The organism is Vibrio sp. K4, from assembly GCF_051122595.1.
Classification (GTDB): domain Bacteria; phylum Pseudomonadota; class Gammaproteobacteria; order Enterobacterales; family Vibrionaceae; genus Vibrio; species Vibrio owensii.
The window spans coordinates 694,209-713,442 of sequence record NZ_CP178577.1; the positions used below are offsets into that span (position 1 = coordinate 694,209).

The 19,234-nt window shown below is 46.5% G+C and carries 15 protein-coding genes; 13 read left to right on the plus strand and 2 right to left on the minus strand.

Going from position 1 to position 19,234, the window contains the following annotated elements:
- Positions 1-74: 74 nt before the first annotated feature.
- Positions 75-698: a trimeric intracellular cation channel family protein gene (locus ACLIIY_RS03260; RefSeq protein WP_009707348.1), complete on the minus strand. Its 624-nt coding sequence runs from the start codon at positions 696-698 to the stop codon at positions 75-77.
- A 328-nt stretch (positions 699-1,026) separates the two neighbouring features.
- Between ACLIIY_RS03260 and ACLIIY_RS03265 the strand changes: the two genes are divergently transcribed.
- From ACLIIY_RS03265 to ACLIIY_RS03275, 3 genes are all read left to right on the plus strand, one after another.
- On the plus strand, positions 1,027-1,557 hold the full coding sequence (locus tag ACLIIY_RS03265; RefSeq protein WP_434528532.1) for an elongation factor P hydroxylase: 531 nt from the start codon (positions 1,027-1,029) through the stop codon (positions 1,555-1,557).
- A 15-nt stretch (positions 1,558-1,572) separates the two neighbouring features.
- The gene (locus ACLIIY_RS03270) at positions 1,573-1,836 is read left to right on the plus strand and encodes a YfcL family protein (RefSeq protein WP_005433127.1); all 264 of its coding nucleotides are present in this window, start codon (positions 1,573-1,575) and stop codon (positions 1,834-1,836) included.
- A 176-nt stretch (positions 1,837-2,012) separates the two neighbouring features.
- Positions 2,013-2,537: an NADPH-dependent FMN reductase gene (locus ACLIIY_RS03275; RefSeq protein ID WP_020197100.1), complete on the plus strand. Its 525-nt coding sequence runs from the start codon at positions 2,013-2,015 to the stop codon at positions 2,535-2,537.
- Between the two features lie 227 nt (positions 2,538-2,764).
- On the opposite strand, the gene mnmC is transcribed toward ACLIIY_RS03275, so the two are convergent.
- A complete protein-coding gene (gene mnmC, locus ACLIIY_RS03280) occupies positions 2,765-4,783 on the minus strand; it encodes a bifunctional tRNA (5-methylaminomethyl-2-thiouridine)(34)-methyltransferase MnmD/FAD-dependent 5-carboxymethylaminomethyl-2-thiouridine(34) oxidoreductase MnmC (protein WP_434528105.1) in 2,019 nt (672 codons plus the stop codon).
- A gap of 128 nt (positions 4,784-4,911) precedes the next feature.
- On the opposite strand from mnmC, the gene fabB reads away from it, so the two are divergent.
- The 10 genes from fabB to purF all read left to right on the plus strand — a co-directional run bounded on the left by fabB (position 4,912) and on the right by purF (position 19,232).
- On the plus strand, positions 4,912-6,123 hold the full coding sequence (fabB, locus tag ACLIIY_RS03285) for a beta-ketoacyl-ACP synthase I (RefSeq protein WP_005433116.1): 1,212 nt from the start codon (positions 4,912-4,914) through the stop codon (positions 6,121-6,123).
- A gap of 327 nt (positions 6,124-6,450) precedes the next feature.
- Positions 6,451-7,584, plus strand: a complete 1,134-nt coding sequence (locus tag ACLIIY_RS03290) for a 4-phosphoerythronate dehydrogenase (RefSeq protein WP_434528106.1) — start codon at positions 6,451-6,453, stop codon at positions 7,582-7,584.
- On the plus strand, positions 7,581-8,594 hold the full coding sequence (locus ACLIIY_RS03295) for an aspartate-semialdehyde dehydrogenase (RefSeq protein ID WP_005433088.1): 1,014 nt from the start codon (positions 7,581-7,583) through the stop codon (positions 8,592-8,594). Before ACLIIY_RS03290 ends, ACLIIY_RS03295 begins: the two co-directional genes overlap by 4 nt.
- Before the next feature lie 199 nt (positions 8,595-8,793).
- Positions 8,794-13,203 (plus strand): FimV/HubP family polar landmark protein, encoded by a 4,410-nt coding sequence (locus tag ACLIIY_RS03300; protein ID WP_434528107.1) that lies wholly within the window; start codon positions 8,794-8,796, stop codon positions 13,201-13,203.
- 90 nt (positions 13,204-13,293) lie between these two features.
- Positions 13,294-14,088: a tRNA pseudouridine(38-40) synthase TruA gene (truA, locus tag ACLIIY_RS03305; protein ID WP_434528108.1), complete on the plus strand. Its 795-nt coding sequence runs from the start codon at positions 13,294-13,296 to the stop codon at positions 14,086-14,088.
- A 196-nt stretch (positions 14,089-14,284) separates the two neighbouring features.
- Positions 14,285-15,211 (plus strand): acetyl-CoA carboxylase, carboxyltransferase subunit beta, encoded by a 927-nt coding sequence (gene accD, locus ACLIIY_RS03310; protein WP_005439795.1) that lies wholly within the window; start codon positions 14,285-14,287, stop codon positions 15,209-15,211.
- Between the two features lie 46 nt (positions 15,212-15,257).
- Positions 15,258-16,520 (plus strand): bifunctional tetrahydrofolate synthase/dihydrofolate synthase, encoded by a 1,263-nt coding sequence (gene folC / locus ACLIIY_RS03315; RefSeq protein ID WP_039842456.1) that lies wholly within the window; start codon positions 15,258-15,260, stop codon positions 16,518-16,520.
- 14 nt (positions 16,521-16,534) lie between these two features.
- Entirely contained in the window at positions 16,535-17,128 is a 594-nt protein-coding gene (locus tag ACLIIY_RS03320; RefSeq protein WP_009707340.1) for an SPOR domain-containing protein, read from the plus strand.
- 61 nt (positions 17,129-17,189) lie between these two features.
- Positions 17,190-17,681 carry a CvpA family protein gene (locus ACLIIY_RS03325; protein ID WP_005432921.1) on the plus strand — a complete coding sequence of 164 codons (492 nt, stop codon included), beginning with the start codon at positions 17,190-17,192 and terminating at the stop codon, positions 17,679-17,681.
- Positions 17,682-17,717: 36 nt separating this feature from the next.
- Positions 17,718-19,232, plus strand: coding sequence for an amidophosphoribosyltransferase (gene purF / locus ACLIIY_RS03330; protein WP_005439792.1), 1,515 nt, complete (start codon positions 17,718-17,720; stop codon positions 19,230-19,232).
- The last annotated feature ends 2 nt before the right edge of the window (positions 19,233-19,234 follow it).

The following is a 19,234-nucleotide window of genomic DNA, read 5'->3' on the forward strand; positions in this document are numbered from 1 at the left end:
AACTCGATAGAAATGCAAAAGGCTGCTCAGTGAGCAGCCTTTTTTCGTATATTTTCAATAGCTTTCGATTCGAATCAGTGAATAGAACCTTCGGTTTCCAAGTGGAATGAAGGCAAGCGCCATTTGAATCGTACTGCCGCCATTCGCAGCATGTAACCAGTAATTAGAGTCACAATCGTCGCAGTTACGTCTGGTACGTTGAACTCAAGTAGCGCTAGGTACAAACCTGATGCGATAAGTGCGACAGAGGCGTAAAGCTCTTCATGCAACACAAGCGGTGTTTGACGACAAATCAAATCACGTAGCAAACCACCAAATACGCCGGTTACTAGCGCAGACACCATACAAATGCCAGGGTGTAAGCCCATACCAATCGCGACTTTGGTGCCGATGATGCTAAATACGATCAAGCCCAGTGCATCCAAACGGATAAATAGCCCTTTGAATTTAATCACCCATTTCGCTAAGCCAGTCGTCAGAACGCCAGCTACACAAGTGATTGCCAAAAATTCTGGATTCTTCACCCAACCTAATGGGTAGTGGCCAAGAAGAATGTCGCGAACCGTACCGCCGCCAATAGCCGTTGCACTGGCTACCAACATAACACCAAACCAATCCATTTTTCTTCGGCCGGCACTCAATGCACCAGTCATGGCTTCAGCCGTGATACCAATGATGTACAACACACTTAGCAGCATAAGGGGACACTCAAATAAAAGGGCTCTGTCATGATCCTTGAGATTAAGGAAAACAGCAGCAAAACTTACCAACAAGACTTAAACCTTGGGGAGAGGCTTAAACCCAAAAAGAATCTCGCTTCAAGTGGCGTTGAAGTTGCCATCGTTAAGCGTAAAAATAAGGCGTGAGTGTAGTGGGAAATGTGATCTGTGACGAATGAGAAATTGTATGGAGAAAGCGACTTTCAGATTAACTCAGCTAATAACCAAACATGTTGTGTGGCTTTACCTGTGTAAGAAAAACAGCGACAATGCGCACCGCATATCAATTTGACGTACAGAATCGATGATGAACTACGAATATCAAGACCTTATCGCTATTTTTAATGACACATTTCTTGAGCCTTTTAACACGGAGTTAGAGCTAGGCGGCGATGAGCCAATTTACTTACCAGCAGATGAAGAACATCCGCATCATCGGATTATTTTTGCTCGTGGCTTTTATGCGTCAGCGCTACACGAGATTGCCCATTGGTGCGTAGCAGGACCAGAGCGTCGTTTGTTGGAAGATTTTGGTTACTGGTACGAACCAGATGGTCGTACAGCAGAGGTTCAAGCTGAGTTCGAAAAAGTTGAAATTCGCCCTCAAGCTTACGAGTGGATTCTAGCGAAAAGTGCTGACTTCCCTTTTAACGTCAGTTGTGACAATCTACACGGCGATTTTGAACCAGATCGTCTTGGTTTTATGCACAAAGTGCACAATGAAGTAATGGGTATTCTAGAAAACGGTCTTCCGCCTCGCGTGAAAATGCTATCGGATGCGTTGCGTGCCTTTTACCAAACCAAGCCGCTGGAACCATCTGACTTTATCGTTAAATAACCTCAGAGAAACGCCATGATTATTGAATTTGAAGAAAAACTACTAGAACTGATTGATGCTCGCATTGAGACAGCATCGGATGATGAACTGTTTGCTGGTGGTTATTTACGTGGTCACATTTCTCTGTCTGCTGCAGCGTGTGAAGAAGAAGGCATTAACGATGTAACTGAGCTTAAATCTCGCATCGAAAACAGTCTTGAAGAAGCACGTTCAGAACTAACGCCAGCTGATCGCGTGATCGTGAGCGATCTATGGCAAGAGCTTCAAGCGCAAGCTTAAGTCTCATTCAGTTATATATGCTTCGATTGGCAGCGCTAAGCTTCTGGTAGAAGCAAAAAGAGTTGAAATAAACTCCTTCGAAATTTTCGAATCTCTCCTTAAAATTTTTGTGGTTGTAGCACACCCGTTCACCTTTTACTCTTGTTAGTACAAAACGTGAACAAAGGATTACAACCATGAAAATTATCGCATTTGGCGCTTCTACTAGCTCTACCTCTATCAATAAAACCCTTGCAACTTACGCTGCTAACCTTGTCGAAGGTGCAGAAGTTCAAGTGTTAGACCTCAATAGCTACGATGTTCCTTTGTTCAGTGAAGACAAAGAGAAAGAAATCGGTCAGGCGGAAGGCGCAAAAGCGTTTCTTGCTGATATCGCAACGGCGGACGCTTTGGTGATTTCTTTTGCTGAGCACAACGGCTCTTACCCAGCGGCGTATAAGAATCTATTCGATTGGGCGACACGCATCGATCGCAACGTATTCCAAAATAAACCAGCGGTGTACTTAGCGACTTCACCTGGCCCTGGTGGTGCACAAACGGTACTCGCTGCGGCGACAGGCTCTGCACCTTACTTTGGTGCTGAAGTGAAAGCATCGCAATCTATTCCAAGCTTCTACGATAACTTTGATTTGGAAGCGGGTGAGTTCCGTAATGCGGAAATTGCAGAGCAGGTGAAAGCGGCCGTGGCGGCGTTGAACTAAACACTTGTAACCCCCTCTAGCTCCTCCTTAGAAAGGGGGAGGACTAATGCGGGGCTAAGAACTGGTTCCTCACTTTTTAAGACGAGGCGAGGGGTGGTTGTTTGTTCTCAGAGCTACCCCCCTCTAACTCCCCCTTGGAAAGGGGGAGGACCAATGCGGGGTTAAGAATTTGTTCCTCCCCTTTTTAAGGGGAGGCTAGGAGGGGGTCTTTACGCACTCGAAACGCGTTATAACTCAGTAATCGCCTTACCTTTACGTAGCTTTCTTACCCACATACGGCTAGGGTGCAGCTCAGTCAGCACATCAACAGGCAGTGGTAACGGGTCGCCACAGATTTGTGATGCCAACACTTCTGCCATTAGAGGCGCAGAACTCAAACCACGAGAGCCTAAACCTAGGAAACAGAATAGGTTAGGGAACTGGTGAATCGCTTCAACGTCTTGTTCTTGTTGATTTTGCAGATCTGCATATTGCGTTTTGATGGTTTCAAAGTCGCCTACGTTACCGACAAATGGCAGGTGGTCACGGCTAACACAGCGAATGCCTTGGCGTGATAAATTCCCAGAGGTATCCACTTCTTTTGTCCAAGTTTGGTTCGGCAAACACTTCACCAACTTCTCGGCGTTGTCTTTTTGTGCTTCTTCGTCAAACTCGTAGTCTAGGTGACTGCGGTCGTAACTTGCACCGATGCACAAGTGCTGATTATTCGGGTTAACAGGTGTCATGTAACCGTCGTAACACAATACTGTTTTCAGCTTAGACAGCGTTTCAGTTGCAGGAGCGTGGCTAACTTGACCTTTTACCTGACCCATTGGTAGATCAGCAGTTTGACTTAGTGTTTGGAACTCACTGCCATTAGCAACCACGACAGTTGAATGTTCAAAGTTTTGATCGTTCGCTTTCAATACCCAAACCTTGCGCGCTTCATCCCAATCTAGTGACTCGACTTGATGTTCGAACTTCACTTCAAAAAGCTCTGTTTTATCCAGTTGAGCAATCAAACCACGGGTCAGTTCAGCAGGACATAACCAACCGCCAAGAGGGTAGTGGACTGATGCCATATCGATCGGCAAGCCAATCTTCTCAGCCGTCTCTTCAGCAGATAGTTTGTGAATCAACTCTGGCGTGAAATTGCCTGCGAGCATTTTCTCTAACTTGTCTGCGGATTTGTCATCCCACATCAGCTGAGTAATGCCACACCAATCGTGATCAAATTGGATATCTTGCGCAGCCTGGTCAACAAACTGACGGGCAAACAAAAAGCCCGGAGCGAACACGCGTGAAACGCCTTTGTGTGGACCATTTAATAATGGGTACACAGCACCTTGTCGGTTGCCCGACGCGCCTTCTGCAGGTTGAGCGTCTTTGCAGTAAAGCGTGACATTTTGACCGCGGCGAACCAGCGTTTTAGCCAAAGCCGCGCTAGCAATGCCGCCACCAATAATCGCGATGGAATCATGATTGGTCGATGCAGTGCGGTTGAACCAAGGTAGGTGGTTTGAATGCGCTTCACGTTGTTCCATCGAACCTGCGATCATTTCACGTTTGGTGCCGAAGCCTTTGACTTTTTTCATTGCAAAGCCCGCTTCGTTTAAGCCACGGCGTACAAAGCCCGCTGCCGTAAAGGTTGCGACCGTACAATCCTGCTTCGCTAATTTTGCCATGCCGTTGAATAGGTTTTGGTTCCACATCTCTGGGTTTTTACTTGGTGCAAACCCATCTAAGAACCACGCATCAATTAAGCCTTGCTCAGCATAAGGAACAAGCGGCATGCAATCTTTGATATCACCAAACCATAGGTCGAGCGTGATAGCGCCATCTTCTAAAACAATGCGATGGCACTCAGGCACAGCCGCTGGGTAGTGTTGTTGCAGCTTTTCAGCAAACTCTGCCAACTCTGGCCATGATTGGTGCGCTTTTTCTAGATCAGCTTTGCTCAGTGGGTACTTCTCAAAGCTAACGAAATGCAATTCTTTTAGCGTTGCCTCTGGATATTCGCGACGAAATTCGGTAAACCATTGCCACACGGCTAAGAAGTTCAACCCTGTGCCAAATCCGGTTTCACCAATAACAAAACGTCTTTGGTCAAATTCCTGCCATCTTTCTGGTAGATGATTTTGTTTGAGGAACACGTAACGCGTCTCTTCGAGACCGTTTACGTTGGAGAAATAAACATCATCAAATTGGTCAGAAACCGGTGTACCAGCTTCGTTCCAACCAAGTTCTGCGTTTTTAATCGAAGTCATAATGGTGCAAATATGTGATTTGGCGCGGTTAGAATTCGGCGATTGTACGAATTTCTGGGAAAGCTGACCACTTTTGTTGACTATCTTAGTTATTATCTAGCGGATTTTTGAATTATAGGAATGTCATAATGAAACGAGTCGTAATCACCGGTATGGGTATTGTTTCAAGTATCGGTAACAACGTCGAAGAAGTTCTAGCGTCTCTTAAAGCGGGCAAATCTGGCATCACTGCGTCTGAGCAGTTTAAAGAAAACGGTCTGCGTTCGCAGGTGTGGGGTGATCTGAAAATCAACCCTGCAGAGTTTATTGACCGTAAGCAGATGCGCTTTATGGGTGATGCGGCTGCTTATGCATACCTATCAATGCAGCAGGCAATTGAAGACGCTGGTCTATCTGAAGAACAAGTTTCAAACGATCGTACAGGTATCGTTGCTGGTTCTGGTGGTGCTTCTGCATTAAACCAAACAGTAGCAACTGACACGATGCGTGCGAAAGGCGTAAAACGCGTAGGCCCTTACATGGTGCCACGTACTATGTCTTCAACAGTATCAGCTTGTCTTGCAACACCATTTAAGATTCGTGGTGTGAACTACTCAATGAGCTCAGCTTGTGCGACGTCTGCACACTGTATCGGTCACGCGATGGAGCTTATCCAACTTGGTAAACAAGACATCGTTTTTGCAGGTGGTGGTGAAGAGCTAGATTGGTCTCAAACTATGATGTTTGATGCAATGGGCGCACTATCTACTAAGTACAACGAAACGCCAGAAAAAGCATCTCGTACTTACGATGCAGATCGTGACGGTTTCGTTATCTCTGGTGGCGGCGGCATGCTGGTTATCGAAGAACTAGAGCACGCACTAGCACGTGGCGCGAAAATCTACGGTGAAATCGTAGGTTACGGCGCGACTTCTGATGGCTACGACATGGTAGCACCATCAGGTGAAGGCGCAGTTCGTTGTATGAAGATGGCGATGCAAGATGTTGACGCTATCGACTACATCAACACACACGGTACTTCTACTCCTGTAGGTGACGTGAAAGAGCTAGGTGCTATTCAAGAGCTATTCGGCGACAACAGCCCTGCGATTTCTGCAACAAAAGCAATGACAGGTCACGCACTAGGTGCAGCTGGCGTTCACGAAGCGATTTACTCAACGCTAATGCTAGACAACAACTTCATTGCGCCAAGTGTGAACATCTCTAACTTGGATGAAGCAGCACAAGGTCTAGACATCGTAACGGAAGCTCGCGATGCTGAGCTAACGACAGTTATGTCAAACAGCTTTGGTTTTGGTGGTACAAACGCGACATTGGTAATCAAAAAGTACCAAGCGTAAGCGACCCAAAGCTAACTGAATTTGTTGGTCGGAATATCACTGTGATTTCCCATACGGCGTAAACGGACCAACAAACCAGTTTCCAGAGCTTGATCAGTCAGACTGATCGAACAGACGCAGACTCTATCCCAAGGAGAGCGGGATAGGATCCTTTTGTTCTGGAACTTTGCCCGGCTAATTTAGCCGGGCTTTTTCTTTTCTGAAACCTGCTTTTGAAAGTCACTTGGGTATAGTTGTTGAGATTTTTCAAGAAAAGGGCACAATCGCTTTAGCTTCGCATCTTGCGAATAAACGAACTCATACAAATGGATGTTAAACGCTGGCGCTATGAAAATTATTGTTGATGAAAATATGCCGTACGCTGAAGAGCTATTCAGCCAACTCGGTGAAGTGATTCTAAAACCCGGTCGTACACTGACAGCCGATGATTTAGTGGATGTAGATGCACTAATGATTCGCTCAGTTACCAAAGTAAACGCAGAACTGATCAGCAAAGCAAACAAGCTGAAGTTCGTTGGTACGGCAACGGCGGGTATGGATCATGTTGACCAAGCGCTTTTAAAAGATAAAGGCATTTTCTTCACCGCAGCACCAGGATGTAACAAAGTTGGCGTTGCTGAGTATGCGTTCAGCGTCATGATGGTGCTAGCACAACAGCAAGGCTTCTCTGTTTTCGATAAAACCGTTGGCATCATCGGTGCGGGCCAAGTGGGCAGTTACCTTGAGAAATGTTTGAAAGGCATGGGCATCAACGTGCTCATCAATGACCCATTCAAGCAAAAAGAGGGCGATTCTCGCAGTTTCACTCCGTTATCAGAGCTTATCGAACGTTCTGATATCATCACGCTGCATACACCTATCACTAAAGATGGTCCACACCCAACCCATCATTTGATTGATGAGAAGGTGTTAAGTGGTCTTCGTAGCGATCAAATTCTTATTAATGCTGCACGCGGTCCAGTTGTGGACAACCAAGCGCTGAAGCAGCGTTTGCTGAAAAACGACGGCTTTACAGCGGCACTCGACGTATTTGAATTTGAACCAGAGGTTGATATGGAGCTTCTGCCTCTGCTAGCATTCGCAACCCCTCACGTTGCAGGCTATGGTCTGGAAGGGAAAGCTCGCGGTACGACGATGATTTTCAACAGCTACTGTGAGTTCTTAAATAACGAATTACGTGCGCATGCCAGCGATTTACTGCCGACCGCGCCTGTCCCTACTATGGTATTGGACAGAGCATGGGATGAAGCAACGCTGCACAACATCACGCAGTTAATCTATGATGTGCGTAAAGATGACGCTCTTTTCCGCCGCGAAATCAGTAAGCCAGGCTCTTTTGACCTGATGCGTAAAAACTACTGGGATCGCCGCGAGTACAGCGCTGTCACGCTAGTGGGTAATGAAACATGCAATCTTGCACCATTAGCAGAACTAGGTTTTCAGGTTGAGGTAAGTCAATGAGCCAGCAATACAATGTTGCCGTATTAGGTGCGACCGGTGCGGTCGGTGAAACAATTTTGGAAGTGCTTCAAGAGCGCAAATTCCCAGTAGGCGAAATCTTCCTGTTGGCAAGTGAACGCAGTGAAGGCAAGACTTACCGTTTCAACGGTAAAACAATTCGCGTACAAAACGTGGAAGAGTTTGATTGGTCACAAGCGCACATCGCTCTGTTCTCTGCTGGTGGTGAACTGTCAGCAAAATGGGCTCCAATCGCAGCAGACGAAGGCGTGATTGTTATCGACAACACATCACACTTCCGTTACGAGTACGATATTCCTCTAGTTGTGCCTGAAGTAAACCCAGAAGCGATTGCAGAGTTTCGTAACCGTAACATCATTGCGAACCCGAACTGTTCAACCATTCAAATGCTGGTGGCACTAAAGCCTATTCACGATGCAGTGGGTATTGAGCGCATTAACGTATCAACGTACCAATCGGTTTCTGGTGCAGGTAAGGCGGGTATTGATGAGCTAGCAGGTCAAACAGCGAAGTTGCTAAACGGTCTGCCAGCAGACAAGAAGCAATTCTCTCAACAGATCGCATTTAACTGTATTCCACAAATCGATCAGATGATGGAAAACGGCTACACCAAAGAAGAAATGAAAATGGTGTGGGAAACGCAAAAGATCTTTAACGACCCATCAATCACAGTAAACCCAACTTGTGTGCGCGTGCCAGTATTCTACGGCCACGCAGAAGCACTTCACGTTGAAACGCGCTCACCAATCGATGCACAAGAAGTCGTTAACTTGCTTGAGCAAACTGACGGTATCGAAGTATTCCACGGCGAAGACTTCCCAACACAAGTTCGCGATGCGGGCGGTAAAGACCACGTAATGGTAGGTCGTATCCGTAACGATATCAGCCATCACAGCGGCGTAAACCTATGGGTTGTTGCAGATAACGTTCGTAAAGGCGCAGCAACTAACGCGGTTCAAATCGCAGAAGTTCTGATCCGCGACTACTACTAAGTCGACCTCGCTAAGAACCTTTAAGCCTCGCACTATGCGAGGCTTTTTTGTTCGAACGGCGTAAAATTGTGTGAGATTAGTACGAATATGGTGAGAGCCACACATTTTTTACCCTCAACGCTATAGTTTTGCGTGCTTTATCCGATATATTTAACCGATCACCATTTCAAATTGTTACTAGCACCTAACTGAGCCTTCTATGCGTCAAAATTATAAGCGTTTGTTAGCAGCCCTTGTGCTGATGAGCGCGACTCAGACATCGTCAGTGGTTCAAGCCGAAGGTATTCGTCTTGTAGGACCCTCTGGTGAAGTGCAAGCATCTCCGAGCTACGCTGAGGAGATTGAACGAGCATTACCCGCTCCACCTGAAAATGACCAACCGTCGCGTTTCTTCGGTCCGACTGGTCAAAACGAGACTCTCTGGTCGATTGCTTCTGAATTACGACCTTCTCGAAATGTTTCCGTACAACAAACGCTACTCGCCATTTATCGCATAAACCCTCAAGCGTTTGACAAGCAAAATATCCACGAGCTTATTCCGGGAAGTCGCCTGCGTGTGCCTTCTCTAGAGCAAGTGCAAAGTGCGACAACGGCACAAGCGATTGCGATCATGAAAGCGCATGAAGCTCGCCTTACTCAGCCAAAACCAACGCCTGCTCAGCCTACAAAACCGAAAGTTGAGCCGCCGAAGCCTGTGGTTGAAGCGCCAAAGCCAGAGCCGAAACCTGAGCCAGTTAAGCCAGAAGCACCGAAACCAGAGCCAATTAAAGCAGTAGAACCAACCACTCCAGTGCCTGCAGTGAGCACATCACCTGAGGGTGAAAAGCAAGTCAGTGCGCTAAAAGACAAGCTGCAAGGTTCGCAAAGTGAGTTGGAATCTTTAGAAGAGAAGAACCATCGCCTGCGTTTAATGCTTTCTGAAGTACAGAGTGAAGTCGAAACGCTAAAAACCTCGCTCAACGATGAAGAACGCATTCGCTCAGAAGTAGAAAAACTGCTGGCAGAAGAGCGCCAACGTGTCGCTGAACAACAACGCATGCAACCGAGCACCATGGACAAAATTTTGTCCAATGGTTGGCTTGTTGGTCTTGCGGCATTGATTCCTGGTGCTTTGATTGCGTTGCTAGTCGTTATGCTACTTGGTCGACGCTCTAAAGCGAAAGAGGAAGAAGCGGCTGCACAAGAACAGCAAAACGTTGATCCTCTTGCGGCGCCAATCGGTTTAGCGGCTGCTGACGAATTAGATGAAGAGCTAAGCCTAGATGATGACCTGTTCGGCGATGACGACGAAACAGAAAACCTATTCGAGCAAGAAGAACAGCAGCCTGAAGAAGAGGACGTTTTCGGTAACCTCGATGACGATGATCTCGACTTCAATCTAGAAGGCGACGACGGCGAAGATCCGTTTGCTGGCATTGGCGACGATGGCGAGCTGGATGTCGGCTTTGATGAGTTTGATTCTTCTAGCAATGGCATCAAAGTTAATGGCGAAGAAAAAGCCCTTGGCCTTGAAGAGATGGAGCGCGCACTCGATGAGGTGACGCCAGAGCTTGAAGTGCTCGATGACGATGATGATGCAGGCTTCGATCTTTCTGACGAAGACGGCTCTGACGCGATGTCTGACGACGCCTTTGCTGAATTACTCGCGGCAGATGATCCTGCGGAAGAGTTACAAAGCAATGCGCTTGATCAAGCAATGCTCGATGATCTGTTTGCTGACCTTGATGGTGACGACCTCAACTTAGACGTTGAAGATGATAAGCCAACGGTATCAGAAACCGCATTCTCTGCAGGTGAAGCGACAGATGACGACATCGATAAGTTGCTTGCACAGTACGAACAGCCAACGCCAAAAGACACTGATGAGGATTTGTTTGATGAGCTAGAAACGTTATCTGGTTTATCTGATAGCGATTCAAGTGAAGAAGAGGCATCTGCGTTACTTGACGAGTTGATCGGTGAAGACGATGGCGAACCGCTTAACGAACTTGATCCACTTGAAGAGTTGGAAGACATCGCAGGTTTAAGTGAAGAGCCTACCATCGATGAAGACAGCACAGATTTACTTGATGAGCTCATTGGCTTCGATGATGAAGATGCCTCCGATGATGACTTTGACCCGCTTGATGAGCTAGAAAAGCTGTCGGGGTTCGATGGTGACGATTCTCTTGAAGACATTGATGAAAACAGTGTTGATCTGCTGGACGAACTGCTTAGCGACGAGGGCGTAGAAGAGCAGGAAGAAACAAGCAGTGAAATCGATCCATTTGATGAACTGATTCGTGAAGATGACGAGTTAGAGCAAGCAGAAAACAAGCAGAGTGACGACGATCTCCTTGCTTCGTTAGGCTTTGATGATCTAGAGCCAGAAGCTAAAGAGGGTGCTCAACAACCTCAGCCAATGGCAGATGTTGAGCCTGCTGCCGATCTGGAAGAGGAAAAAGCAGCGCTTGGTCTAGATTCTGGTTTGGATATTGATGCTCTGCTGAGTGAGAACCAACCTGAAGTTGATAACCAAACTCAGGCAGAACTTCCAAGTGAGCCGATTGAACAAGAGCAACCAGAATCAATTGATGATTTTGATAGCCAAGATTTCTTAGGCGACCTTGAGGACGTTTCTCCAGAGCATGATCCGTTAATGACGGAGCTTGATGAGTTATTCGAAAGTAACAACGAAGCGTTGCTACCAAGTGAGCAAGAGCGTTCAGACTTTGCAGCAGAACTTGATGCTTTAATTGGTGAAGAGCCAGTAGCAAGTGAGAATGCGGAGCAGCAACCTGAAGCTCCGGCTGAACCATTGGTTGAAGGTAACGAACTAGCAGAAAAGACAGTTGAAGAGTATTCAGCTGAAGTTTCTGAAGCGTTAGATCCTCAAGCAGAAAGCTTAACGGAAGCGTCTCAGCCACAAGAAGAAACGATGGTAGAACCGGAAACTGAGCCGGCTCCAGCGTTCACGCCAACACCAAATACGGTTGAAAACGAATTTGGAATTCCTCAAGAGGAAGATTGGCTGGTTGATGAGATAGAACCTGAAAACAAAATTGAACAAGAACCCGTCGCGGCGAGCTCGACTGAATCGGCTATTGATGAAGAAGAGTTCAACTTTGACGAGTTAGAGCTTCCGGAGTTCAACGAAGAAGACGCACTGGCTTCGATGGCCGATGAGCCAGCGCTTGCGGAATCTGAAATTGCTGAGCCTCAAGCGCCATTCGCGGAAGCAGAAGAAGAGTTCAACTTCGACGAGTTAGAGCTTCCGGAGTTCAACGAAGAAGACGCATTAGCTTCGATTGCCGAAGAGCCTGCGCTAGCGGAATCTGAAATCGCGGAGCCTGAAGCACCAGTTGCTGAAGCAGAAGAAGGGTTCAACTTCGATGAGTTAGAGCTTCCAGAGTTTAACGAAGAAGATGCATTAGCTTCGATGGCCGATGAGCCTGCGCTAGCGGAATCTGAAATCGCTGAGCCTGAAGCGCCAGCTGCGCAAGCAGAAGAAGGGTTCAACTTTGATGAGCTAGAGCTTCCGGAGTTCAACGAAGAAGACGCATTGGCTTCGATGGCCGAAGAGCCTGCGCTAGCGGAATCTGAAATCGCTGAGCCTGAAGCACCAGTTGCGGAAGCGGAAGAAGAATTCAATTTCGATGAATTAGAGCTTCCAGAGTTCAACGAAGAAGACGCATTGACTTCAATGGCCGAAGAGCCAGCGCTAGCGGAATCTAAAATCGCTGAGCCTGCAGCGCCAGTTGCGGAAGCAGAAGAAGAGTTCAACTTTGATGACTTCGAACTACCAGAGTTCAATGAAGAAGATGCTTTGGCATCAGTGACAGAAGAGGTAGCAAGTTCTGATTCTGACACTGTTGAACCTGAGGTTGTTAAAGAGCACTCAGAAGTCTCTCAAGCTGTACAACAAGCAGAGAATGACCATGACGCTCTGTTTGAAGTCTTCGCGCAACCAGACGCTTTCAGTGCCGATTTAGAGCCTGAGCCGAGCAATGACCTAGAGTCGGAATTAAATGACTTTGAAGAGTCTGCGATGGCGAACTTGTTGTCTGAAAATGCTGAATCTGAAGTATTTGATGGCAAGTTAGACAGCGACACCATTGCAAGTGCAGGTATGGACTTTGAAACCATGCTGGATGTTGGTGACGATTGGGATGGCTTTAAGCTGTCGCCAGAAAACACCTCATCAACGGCAGAGGTTCCAGAAGACCAGCGTGAAGTGTGGAGTTCATCAGAAGCACTTGCACAGCCAGAGATCGCGCAAGAAAACTGGGGTGAGCAAGACGACCTAACCGATTTTGATCCGAAGAAAAATCAATTCATGACCATTGATGAATTGATGGCTCAGGTAGACAAAGACGGTGGTGAGTTTGAAGAGCAAGAGCTCAAACTCGATGTGGGTTTGAATGAGTTTCCGGATGTGATTGGCGATATTGGTGATGTTGACGTAGATACCAATGCTGAAGCAGCTGGCAAGCTAGACCTAGCAAAGATCTACCTTGAAATGAACGACCCTCAAGGCGCGATTAAACTGTTAGAGGAAGCGATCGTCTACGGTGAGGACGATATTCGCCGAGAGGCTAAAACTCTCATCGACACGATTAACGGTCGATAAGTAAAAAGGGGTAGCAAACGCTGCCCTTTTTTGTATCTGGAAGGACTTACGTATATACTTCCCGCCCCATTTTAGAGTTCGAAGGTTAAAATGAGAATCGCATTAGGTATCGAATACAACGGTACAAACTACTTTGGTTGGCAACGCCAAAGAGACGTGAAAAGTGTCCAAGAAGAGCTAGAGAAAGCATTATCTGTGGTCGCGAACCACCCTGTCGAAGTACAGTGTGCAGGTCGTACCGATGCTGGCGTACATGGCACTGGTCAGGTCGTTCACTTTGACACCAACGTGAGTCGTAAAATGGTGGCTTGGACCATGGGCGCAAACGCGAACATGCCAAGTGATATCGCTGTCCGCTGGGCAGTGGAAGTGAACGATGATTTCCATGCTCGATTCTCAGCAACCGCACGTCGTTACCGCTACATCATCTTCAACCACGCATTGCGTCCTGGTATTTTAAATTCTGGCGTTAGCCACTATCACGGTGAGCTAGACGAGAAGAAAATGCATGGAGCAGGTCAGTACCTGTTAGGTGAGAACGACTTTAGTTCATTCCGCGCTGCGCATTGCCAGTCGTTGAGCCCATTCCGTAACTTGATGCACCTTAATGTGACTCGTCATGGTGACTACATCGTGATTGATATTAAAGCGAATGCTTTTGTCCACCATATGGTGCGTAACATTACTGGCAGCCTGATCAAGGTAGGTCGTGGCGAAGAAAAACCAGAATGGATCAAGTGGCTACTTGAAGCAAAAGACCGCAAATTAGCAGGTGCAACGGCGAAAGCTGAAGGTCTGTATTTAGTGGATGTGGACTACCCAGAAGAGTTTGGATTGCCACAAGTTCCGATCGGTCCGCTGTTTTTGCCAGATAATTTGAACTAAATTTGCGATTTTGTTTCAAAATATCGGTACTTTAGACTGGATACGTGCAGAAACTGTGCGTTATTAATGATATCAAAAATAGGTACAACCAGTTTTTTATCTACAGTCGCGGCAAGATATGTTTTAATCCATCCGCAATATTCCCGAATTTATATCTTTCGCAATGAAGCGGAAGAGTTGAGAGAAAAGGTCTTCCATGAGTTGGCTTGAAAAGATTTTAGAGAAAAGCAACCTAGTAAGTTCACGTAAAGCCTCTATTCCTGAAGGCGTGTGGACCAAATGTACTTCTTGTGAGCAGGTTCTGTACCATGCTGAGCTTGAGCGCAACCTAGAAGTTTGTCCTAAGTGTAATCACCACATGCGCATGAAAGCGCGTCGTCGTCTAGAAACATTCTTAGATGAAGGTGAACGCGTAGAGCTTGGCACTGAACTTGAGCCACAAGATAAACTGAAGTTTAAAGATTCTAAACGCTACAAAGAGCGTATCTCTGCAGCGCAAAAGAGCAGCGGCGAAAAAGATGCACTGATCGTTATGCAAGGTGAATTACTGGGCATGCCACTAGTGGCGTGTGCGTTTGAATTCTCTTTCATGGGCGGTTCAATGGGTTCTGTTGTTGGTGCACGCTTTGTTAAAGCGGTAGAAGCAGCAATTGAAAACAACTGCGCGCTTGTTTGTTTCTCAGCAAGTGGCGGTGCGCGTATGCAAGAGGCACTGATGTCTCTAATGCAAATGGCGAAAACCAGTGCAGCACTTGAGCGTCTTTCTGACAAAGGCCTACCATTCATCTCTGTACTGACTGACCCAACAATGGGTGGTGTATCTGCGAGTTTGGCAATGCTAGGTGACATCAATATTGGTGAACCTAAAGCACTTATCGGCTTTGCAGGTCGTCGTGTAATCGAACAGACAGTACGTGAAGACCTTCCTGAAGGCTTCCAACGTAGTGAGTTCCTTCTTGAGCACGGTGCGATTGACATGATCGTTGACCGTCGTGAAATGCGTCAGCGTGTGGGTGGTCTAGTGGCTAAGCTAACTAACCACAAGTCTCCTATGGTGGTTTCGGTTAACGAATCTCCAAATGAAGAACCATATTCTGTACCAGAAGCGGACGAAAAAGGGTAAAGTATCAGCTAACATAAAAACCAAAGAAATTAATGGTTAAAGTTAGATGACCCAAAACTCTATTCCTCAAGCCACATCCTCTCTAACGATGTGGCTTGATTATTTAACAAATCTCCACACTTCAGCTATCGACCTTGGCTTAGACCGTGTTCAAGCGGTAGCGCAAAAAGCCAACCTCACCAAACCTGCTCCTACTGTGATTACTGTTGCCGGCACCAATGGCAAGGGATCGACGTGTGCATTGATGGAAGCCATTCTGTTAGATGCAGGCTACTCAGTGGGTGTATACAGCTCTCCACACCTAATTCGTTACAACGAACGTGTGCGCATCAATGGCGTGGATGCAGAGGACAGCAAACACTGTGAGGCGTTTGATTACGTTGAGCAGCAACGCGGCGATATTAGTCTAAGCTTGTTTGAATTCGGTACGTTAGCCGCACTTCGTATTTTCCAAGTTGAGAAAGTCGACGTAGTTCTGCTAGAAGTTGGCCTCGGCGGGCGTTTAGATGCAACAAATGTTGTAGATCATGATGTCTCTGTTATTACCAGCTTGGCTATCGACCATGTTGATTGGCTTGGTGATGACATCAATGTGATTGGCTTTGAGAAAGCGGGCATCTACCGTGCTGGTAAACCTGCGATTTGTGGCCAACCAACGCCGCCAGCAACCGTTGCTGCGCACGCTGATGACATTCAAGCTGAGTTCTTCCAAGTTGGCATCCAGTTCGATTACCAATTGACTGAGAAAGGCTGGAAGTGGACCAGTGGTGCATTTGCATTAGAAGACCTACCAGTTCCATCGCTACCGCTACCAAATGCAGCAACAGCTTTAATGGCACTTGGCGCTTCAGAATTGCAAATCACTGACATTAATATCGTTAATGGCTTGAATAATGCTCGTCTAGCTGGCCGAATGCAGGTTCTGCAAACGGGCCCAGAAATCGTTCTTGATGTCGCGCACAACCCTCACTCAGCTGAATATTTAGTTGAGAAGGTGAAACGCCAATACGCGGATAAGAATATCCACGTTGTGGTCGCGATGCTGCACGATAAAGACATCAAGGCAACAATCGAAGCATTAACTCCAATTGCAACACAATGGTACCCAGCATCGCTAACTGGCCCACGCGCGGCGACAGCAGATGAACTGTGCCAATACTTACCTCAAGGTCAAGTTCAGTTCCAAACCCCAGTCGAAGCGTTTGAGAGCGCGCAGAAACACGCCGCTCAAGCCGATGTTATTTTGGTGGTTGGTTCCTTCCATACAGTGGGCGAAGTGTTGGAGCATTGGCAATCAAATAATGAGTAATCAAAGGTAATTTGATGGCAAGTAAATTCCAAAGTCGTTTAGTCGGCACCATCATTCTAGTGGCGGTGGGGGTCATCGTACTTCCAGATGTACTAGATGGTAAGAAACTGCACTACAAAGAAGAGTTTGCCAGTATTCCTATCAAACCTGAACTTGATAGCGATGTGGAGAACTTCGAAATACTAGAGCCTGTAGAAGATGATGTCTCTTTGCCTGAATCTCCGGTTACGGCAACGGTAGATGAATCTGAAGAGCCTCAAGTCGCCGTTTCGGAGCCAGAACCAGAGCCAGTTACCCAACCAGAAGAAACGAAACAACCTGAACAGGTGGAAGTTGCGGTTCGTCCAGTTGAAGAAAAAAATCAATATGAAGATTCTGCTTGGATCATTCAGTTGATGGCACTGAAAAATCATGAGAATGCTGTTGCATTAGTAGAGGATTTACAGAAGCGTGGTTACCAAGCTCATGTAAAAAAAGAGACAGCTTTTACTCGAGTGATTGTTGGTCCTGATGTATCAAAAAGTAAACTTGAACGACAGGTCAAGGAATTACAAAAAATTACAGGCTCAAAAGGTCAATTGCTTAAATTTAAGCCATTAAATCCATAAGAAAACGTTTGCGTCAGCATTTTTTCTGTTAAAATGCGCGCCAACTTAAGATGAAGAAAACATGAATTGGTTAGATTTTGTCATTTTAGGTGTGATCGGATTTTCAGCTCTGATCAGTTTAGTTCGCGGTTTTGCTAAAGAAGCTTTGTCTTTGGTGATTTGGTTTGGAGCATTTTTTATCTCCAGCAACTACTACGCCAAATTGGCGGTGTACTTCACCAACATCGAAGATGAAATGTTTCGAAACGGAGCCGCAATTGCGGCGTTATTCGTCGCAACCTTAGTGGTTGGTGCAGTGGTGAATTACGTCATTGGTCAACTGGTACAAAAAACAGGGCTATCAGGTACCGATCGAATTCTCGGTGTGGTGTTTGGTGGTTTACGCGGAGTACTGATTGTTTCTGCGGTGCTGTTTTTTATGGATGCGTTTACTGCATTCCCAAGCTCGGATTGGTGGAAAGAGTCACAGTTGGTCCCTGAGTTCAGCCGTATCATCGCCCCATTCTTCGAGCATTTAAAAGCAACATCAAGTTTTCTGTCTGGCACTATCTAGTAGTGCCAGCTACTGTCGCAAATCGAGGATTAGGACATGTGTGGTATTGTTGGAATCGTGGGCACAACGCCTGTAAACCAGTCTATTTATGACGCGTTAACGGTGTTACAGCATCGTGGCCAAGATGCCGCTGGTATTTGTACCATAGAAAGCAATCGTTTTCGTCTGCGTAAGGCGAACGGTTTAGTGAAGGATGTGTTTGAAGCAAGACACATGCAACGCTTACAAGGTGAGGTTGGTATCGGTCATGTTCGTTACCCAACCGCTGGCAGTTCAAGTGCCTCTGAAGCTCAACCTTTCTACGTAAACTCTCCTTTCGGTATTACACTTGCCCACAATGGTAACCTGACTAACGCTCACGAAGTTCGTCAGAAGCTGTTTGAAAAAGATCGCCGCCATATCAACACCACTTCAGACTCAGAAGTACTTCTAAACGTACTTGCACATGAGATCGATACGGTAAAAGGTAACGTAACGGCGGATGACGTTTTCCGCGCTGTAACGAATGTACACCGCACAATCCGTGGCGCTTATGCTGTCGCAGCGATGATCATCGGTCATGGCATGATTGCTTTCCGTGACCCACACGGTATTCGCCCTTTATGTTTAGGTAAGCGTGAAGTCGAAGGTAGAACAGAGTACATGGTGGCTTCAGAATCTGTAGCACTTGATGCAGTTGGTTTTGACTTTGTTCGTGATGTCGCACCAGGTGAAGCGATTTACGCAACGTTTGAAGGCGAGCTATTTACCAAGCAATGTGGCGACAATCCAAAACTGAACCCATGTATCTTTGAATTCGTTTACTTTGCTCGTCCAGATTCATTCATTGATAAGATCTCGGTTTACAGCGCTCGTGTTGAAATGGGTAAAAAGCTGGGTGACCGTATCCGCGAAGATTACGCAGATCTTGATATCGACGTGGTTATCCCAATTCCTGAAACATCGTGTGATATTGCGCTGCAAATTGCACAAGCCATTGATAAACCATACCGTCAAGGTTTCGTGAAAAACCGTTACGTCGGCCGTACCTTTATCATGCCGGGTCAACAGCAACGTAAGAAATCAGTTCGTCGTAAACTGAATGCTATTCGTTCTGAGTTCAAAGATAAGAATGTACTGCTTGTCGATGATTCTATTGTTCGTGGCACAACTTCAGAGCAGATCATTGAGATGGCTCGTGATTCCGGTGCGAACAAAGTGTTTATGGTTTCAGCGGCTCCTGAAGTGCGCTTCCCGAACGTTTACGGTATCGATATGCCAAGTGCAACAGAACTGATTGCACACGGTCGTGATAACGAAACCATCTGTAAGCAAATTGGCGCAGATGCCCTGATTTATCAGCGTTTGGATGACTTAGTTGAAGCGGTTGGTCTTGGCAATCAAGACATCACGCAATTCGATACCTCTGTATTTAACGGTGAATACGTGACAGGTGATATCGATCAGCAATATCTAGATTTCCTTGATGGCCTACGCAACGATGATGCGAAAACGCAACTCGAGATTCAGCAAGATTTAGCAAACCTAGAACTGCACAACGAAGGTGCTTAAAT

Bases quoted from the DNA above. Each gene is read 5' to 3' on its own strand.
- ACLIIY_RS03260 (WP_009707348.1), bottom strand. From the start codon at position 698: ATGCTGCTAAGTGTGTTGTACATCATTGGTATCACGGCTGAAGCCATG.
- ACLIIY_RS03265 (WP_434528532.1), top strand. From the start codon at position 1,027: ATGAACTACGAATATCAAGACCTTATCGCTATTTTTAATGACACATTT.
- ACLIIY_RS03270 (WP_005433127.1), top strand. From the start codon at position 1,573: ATGATTATTGAATTTGAAGAAAAACTACTAGAACTGATTGATGCTCGC.
- ACLIIY_RS03275 (WP_020197100.1), top strand. From the start codon at position 2,013: ATGAAAATTATCGCATTTGGCGCTTCTACTAGCTCTACCTCTATCAAT.
- mnmC (WP_434528105.1), bottom strand. From the start codon at position 4,783: ATGACTTCGATTAAAAACGCAGAACTTGGTTGGAACGAAGCTGGTACA.
- fabB (WP_005433116.1), top strand. From the start codon at position 4,912: ATGAAACGAGTCGTAATCACCGGTATGGGTATTGTTTCAAGTATCGGT.
- ACLIIY_RS03290 (WP_434528106.1), top strand. From the start codon at position 6,451: ATGAAAATTATTGTTGATGAAAATATGCCGTACGCTGAAGAGCTATTC.
- ACLIIY_RS03295 (WP_005433088.1), top strand. From the start codon at position 7,581: ATGAGCCAGCAATACAATGTTGCCGTATTAGGTGCGACCGGTGCGGTC.
- ACLIIY_RS03300 (WP_434528107.1), top strand. From the start codon at position 8,794: ATGCGTCAAAATTATAAGCGTTTGTTAGCAGCCCTTGTGCTGATGAGC.
- truA (WP_434528108.1), top strand. From the start codon at position 13,294: ATGAGAATCGCATTAGGTATCGAATACAACGGTACAAACTACTTTGGT.
- accD (WP_005439795.1), top strand. From the start codon at position 14,285: ATGAGTTGGCTTGAAAAGATTTTAGAGAAAAGCAACCTAGTAAGTTCA.
- folC (WP_039842456.1), top strand. From the start codon at position 15,258: ATGACCCAAAACTCTATTCCTCAAGCCACATCCTCTCTAACGATGTGG.
- ACLIIY_RS03320 (WP_009707340.1), top strand. From the start codon at position 16,535: ATGGCAAGTAAATTCCAAAGTCGTTTAGTCGGCACCATCATTCTAGTG.
- ACLIIY_RS03325 (WP_005432921.1), top strand. From the start codon at position 17,190: ATGAATTGGTTAGATTTTGTCATTTTAGGTGTGATCGGATTTTCAGCT.
- purF (WP_005439792.1), top strand. From the start codon at position 17,718: ATGTGTGGTATTGTTGGAATCGTGGGCACAACGCCTGTAAACCAGTCT.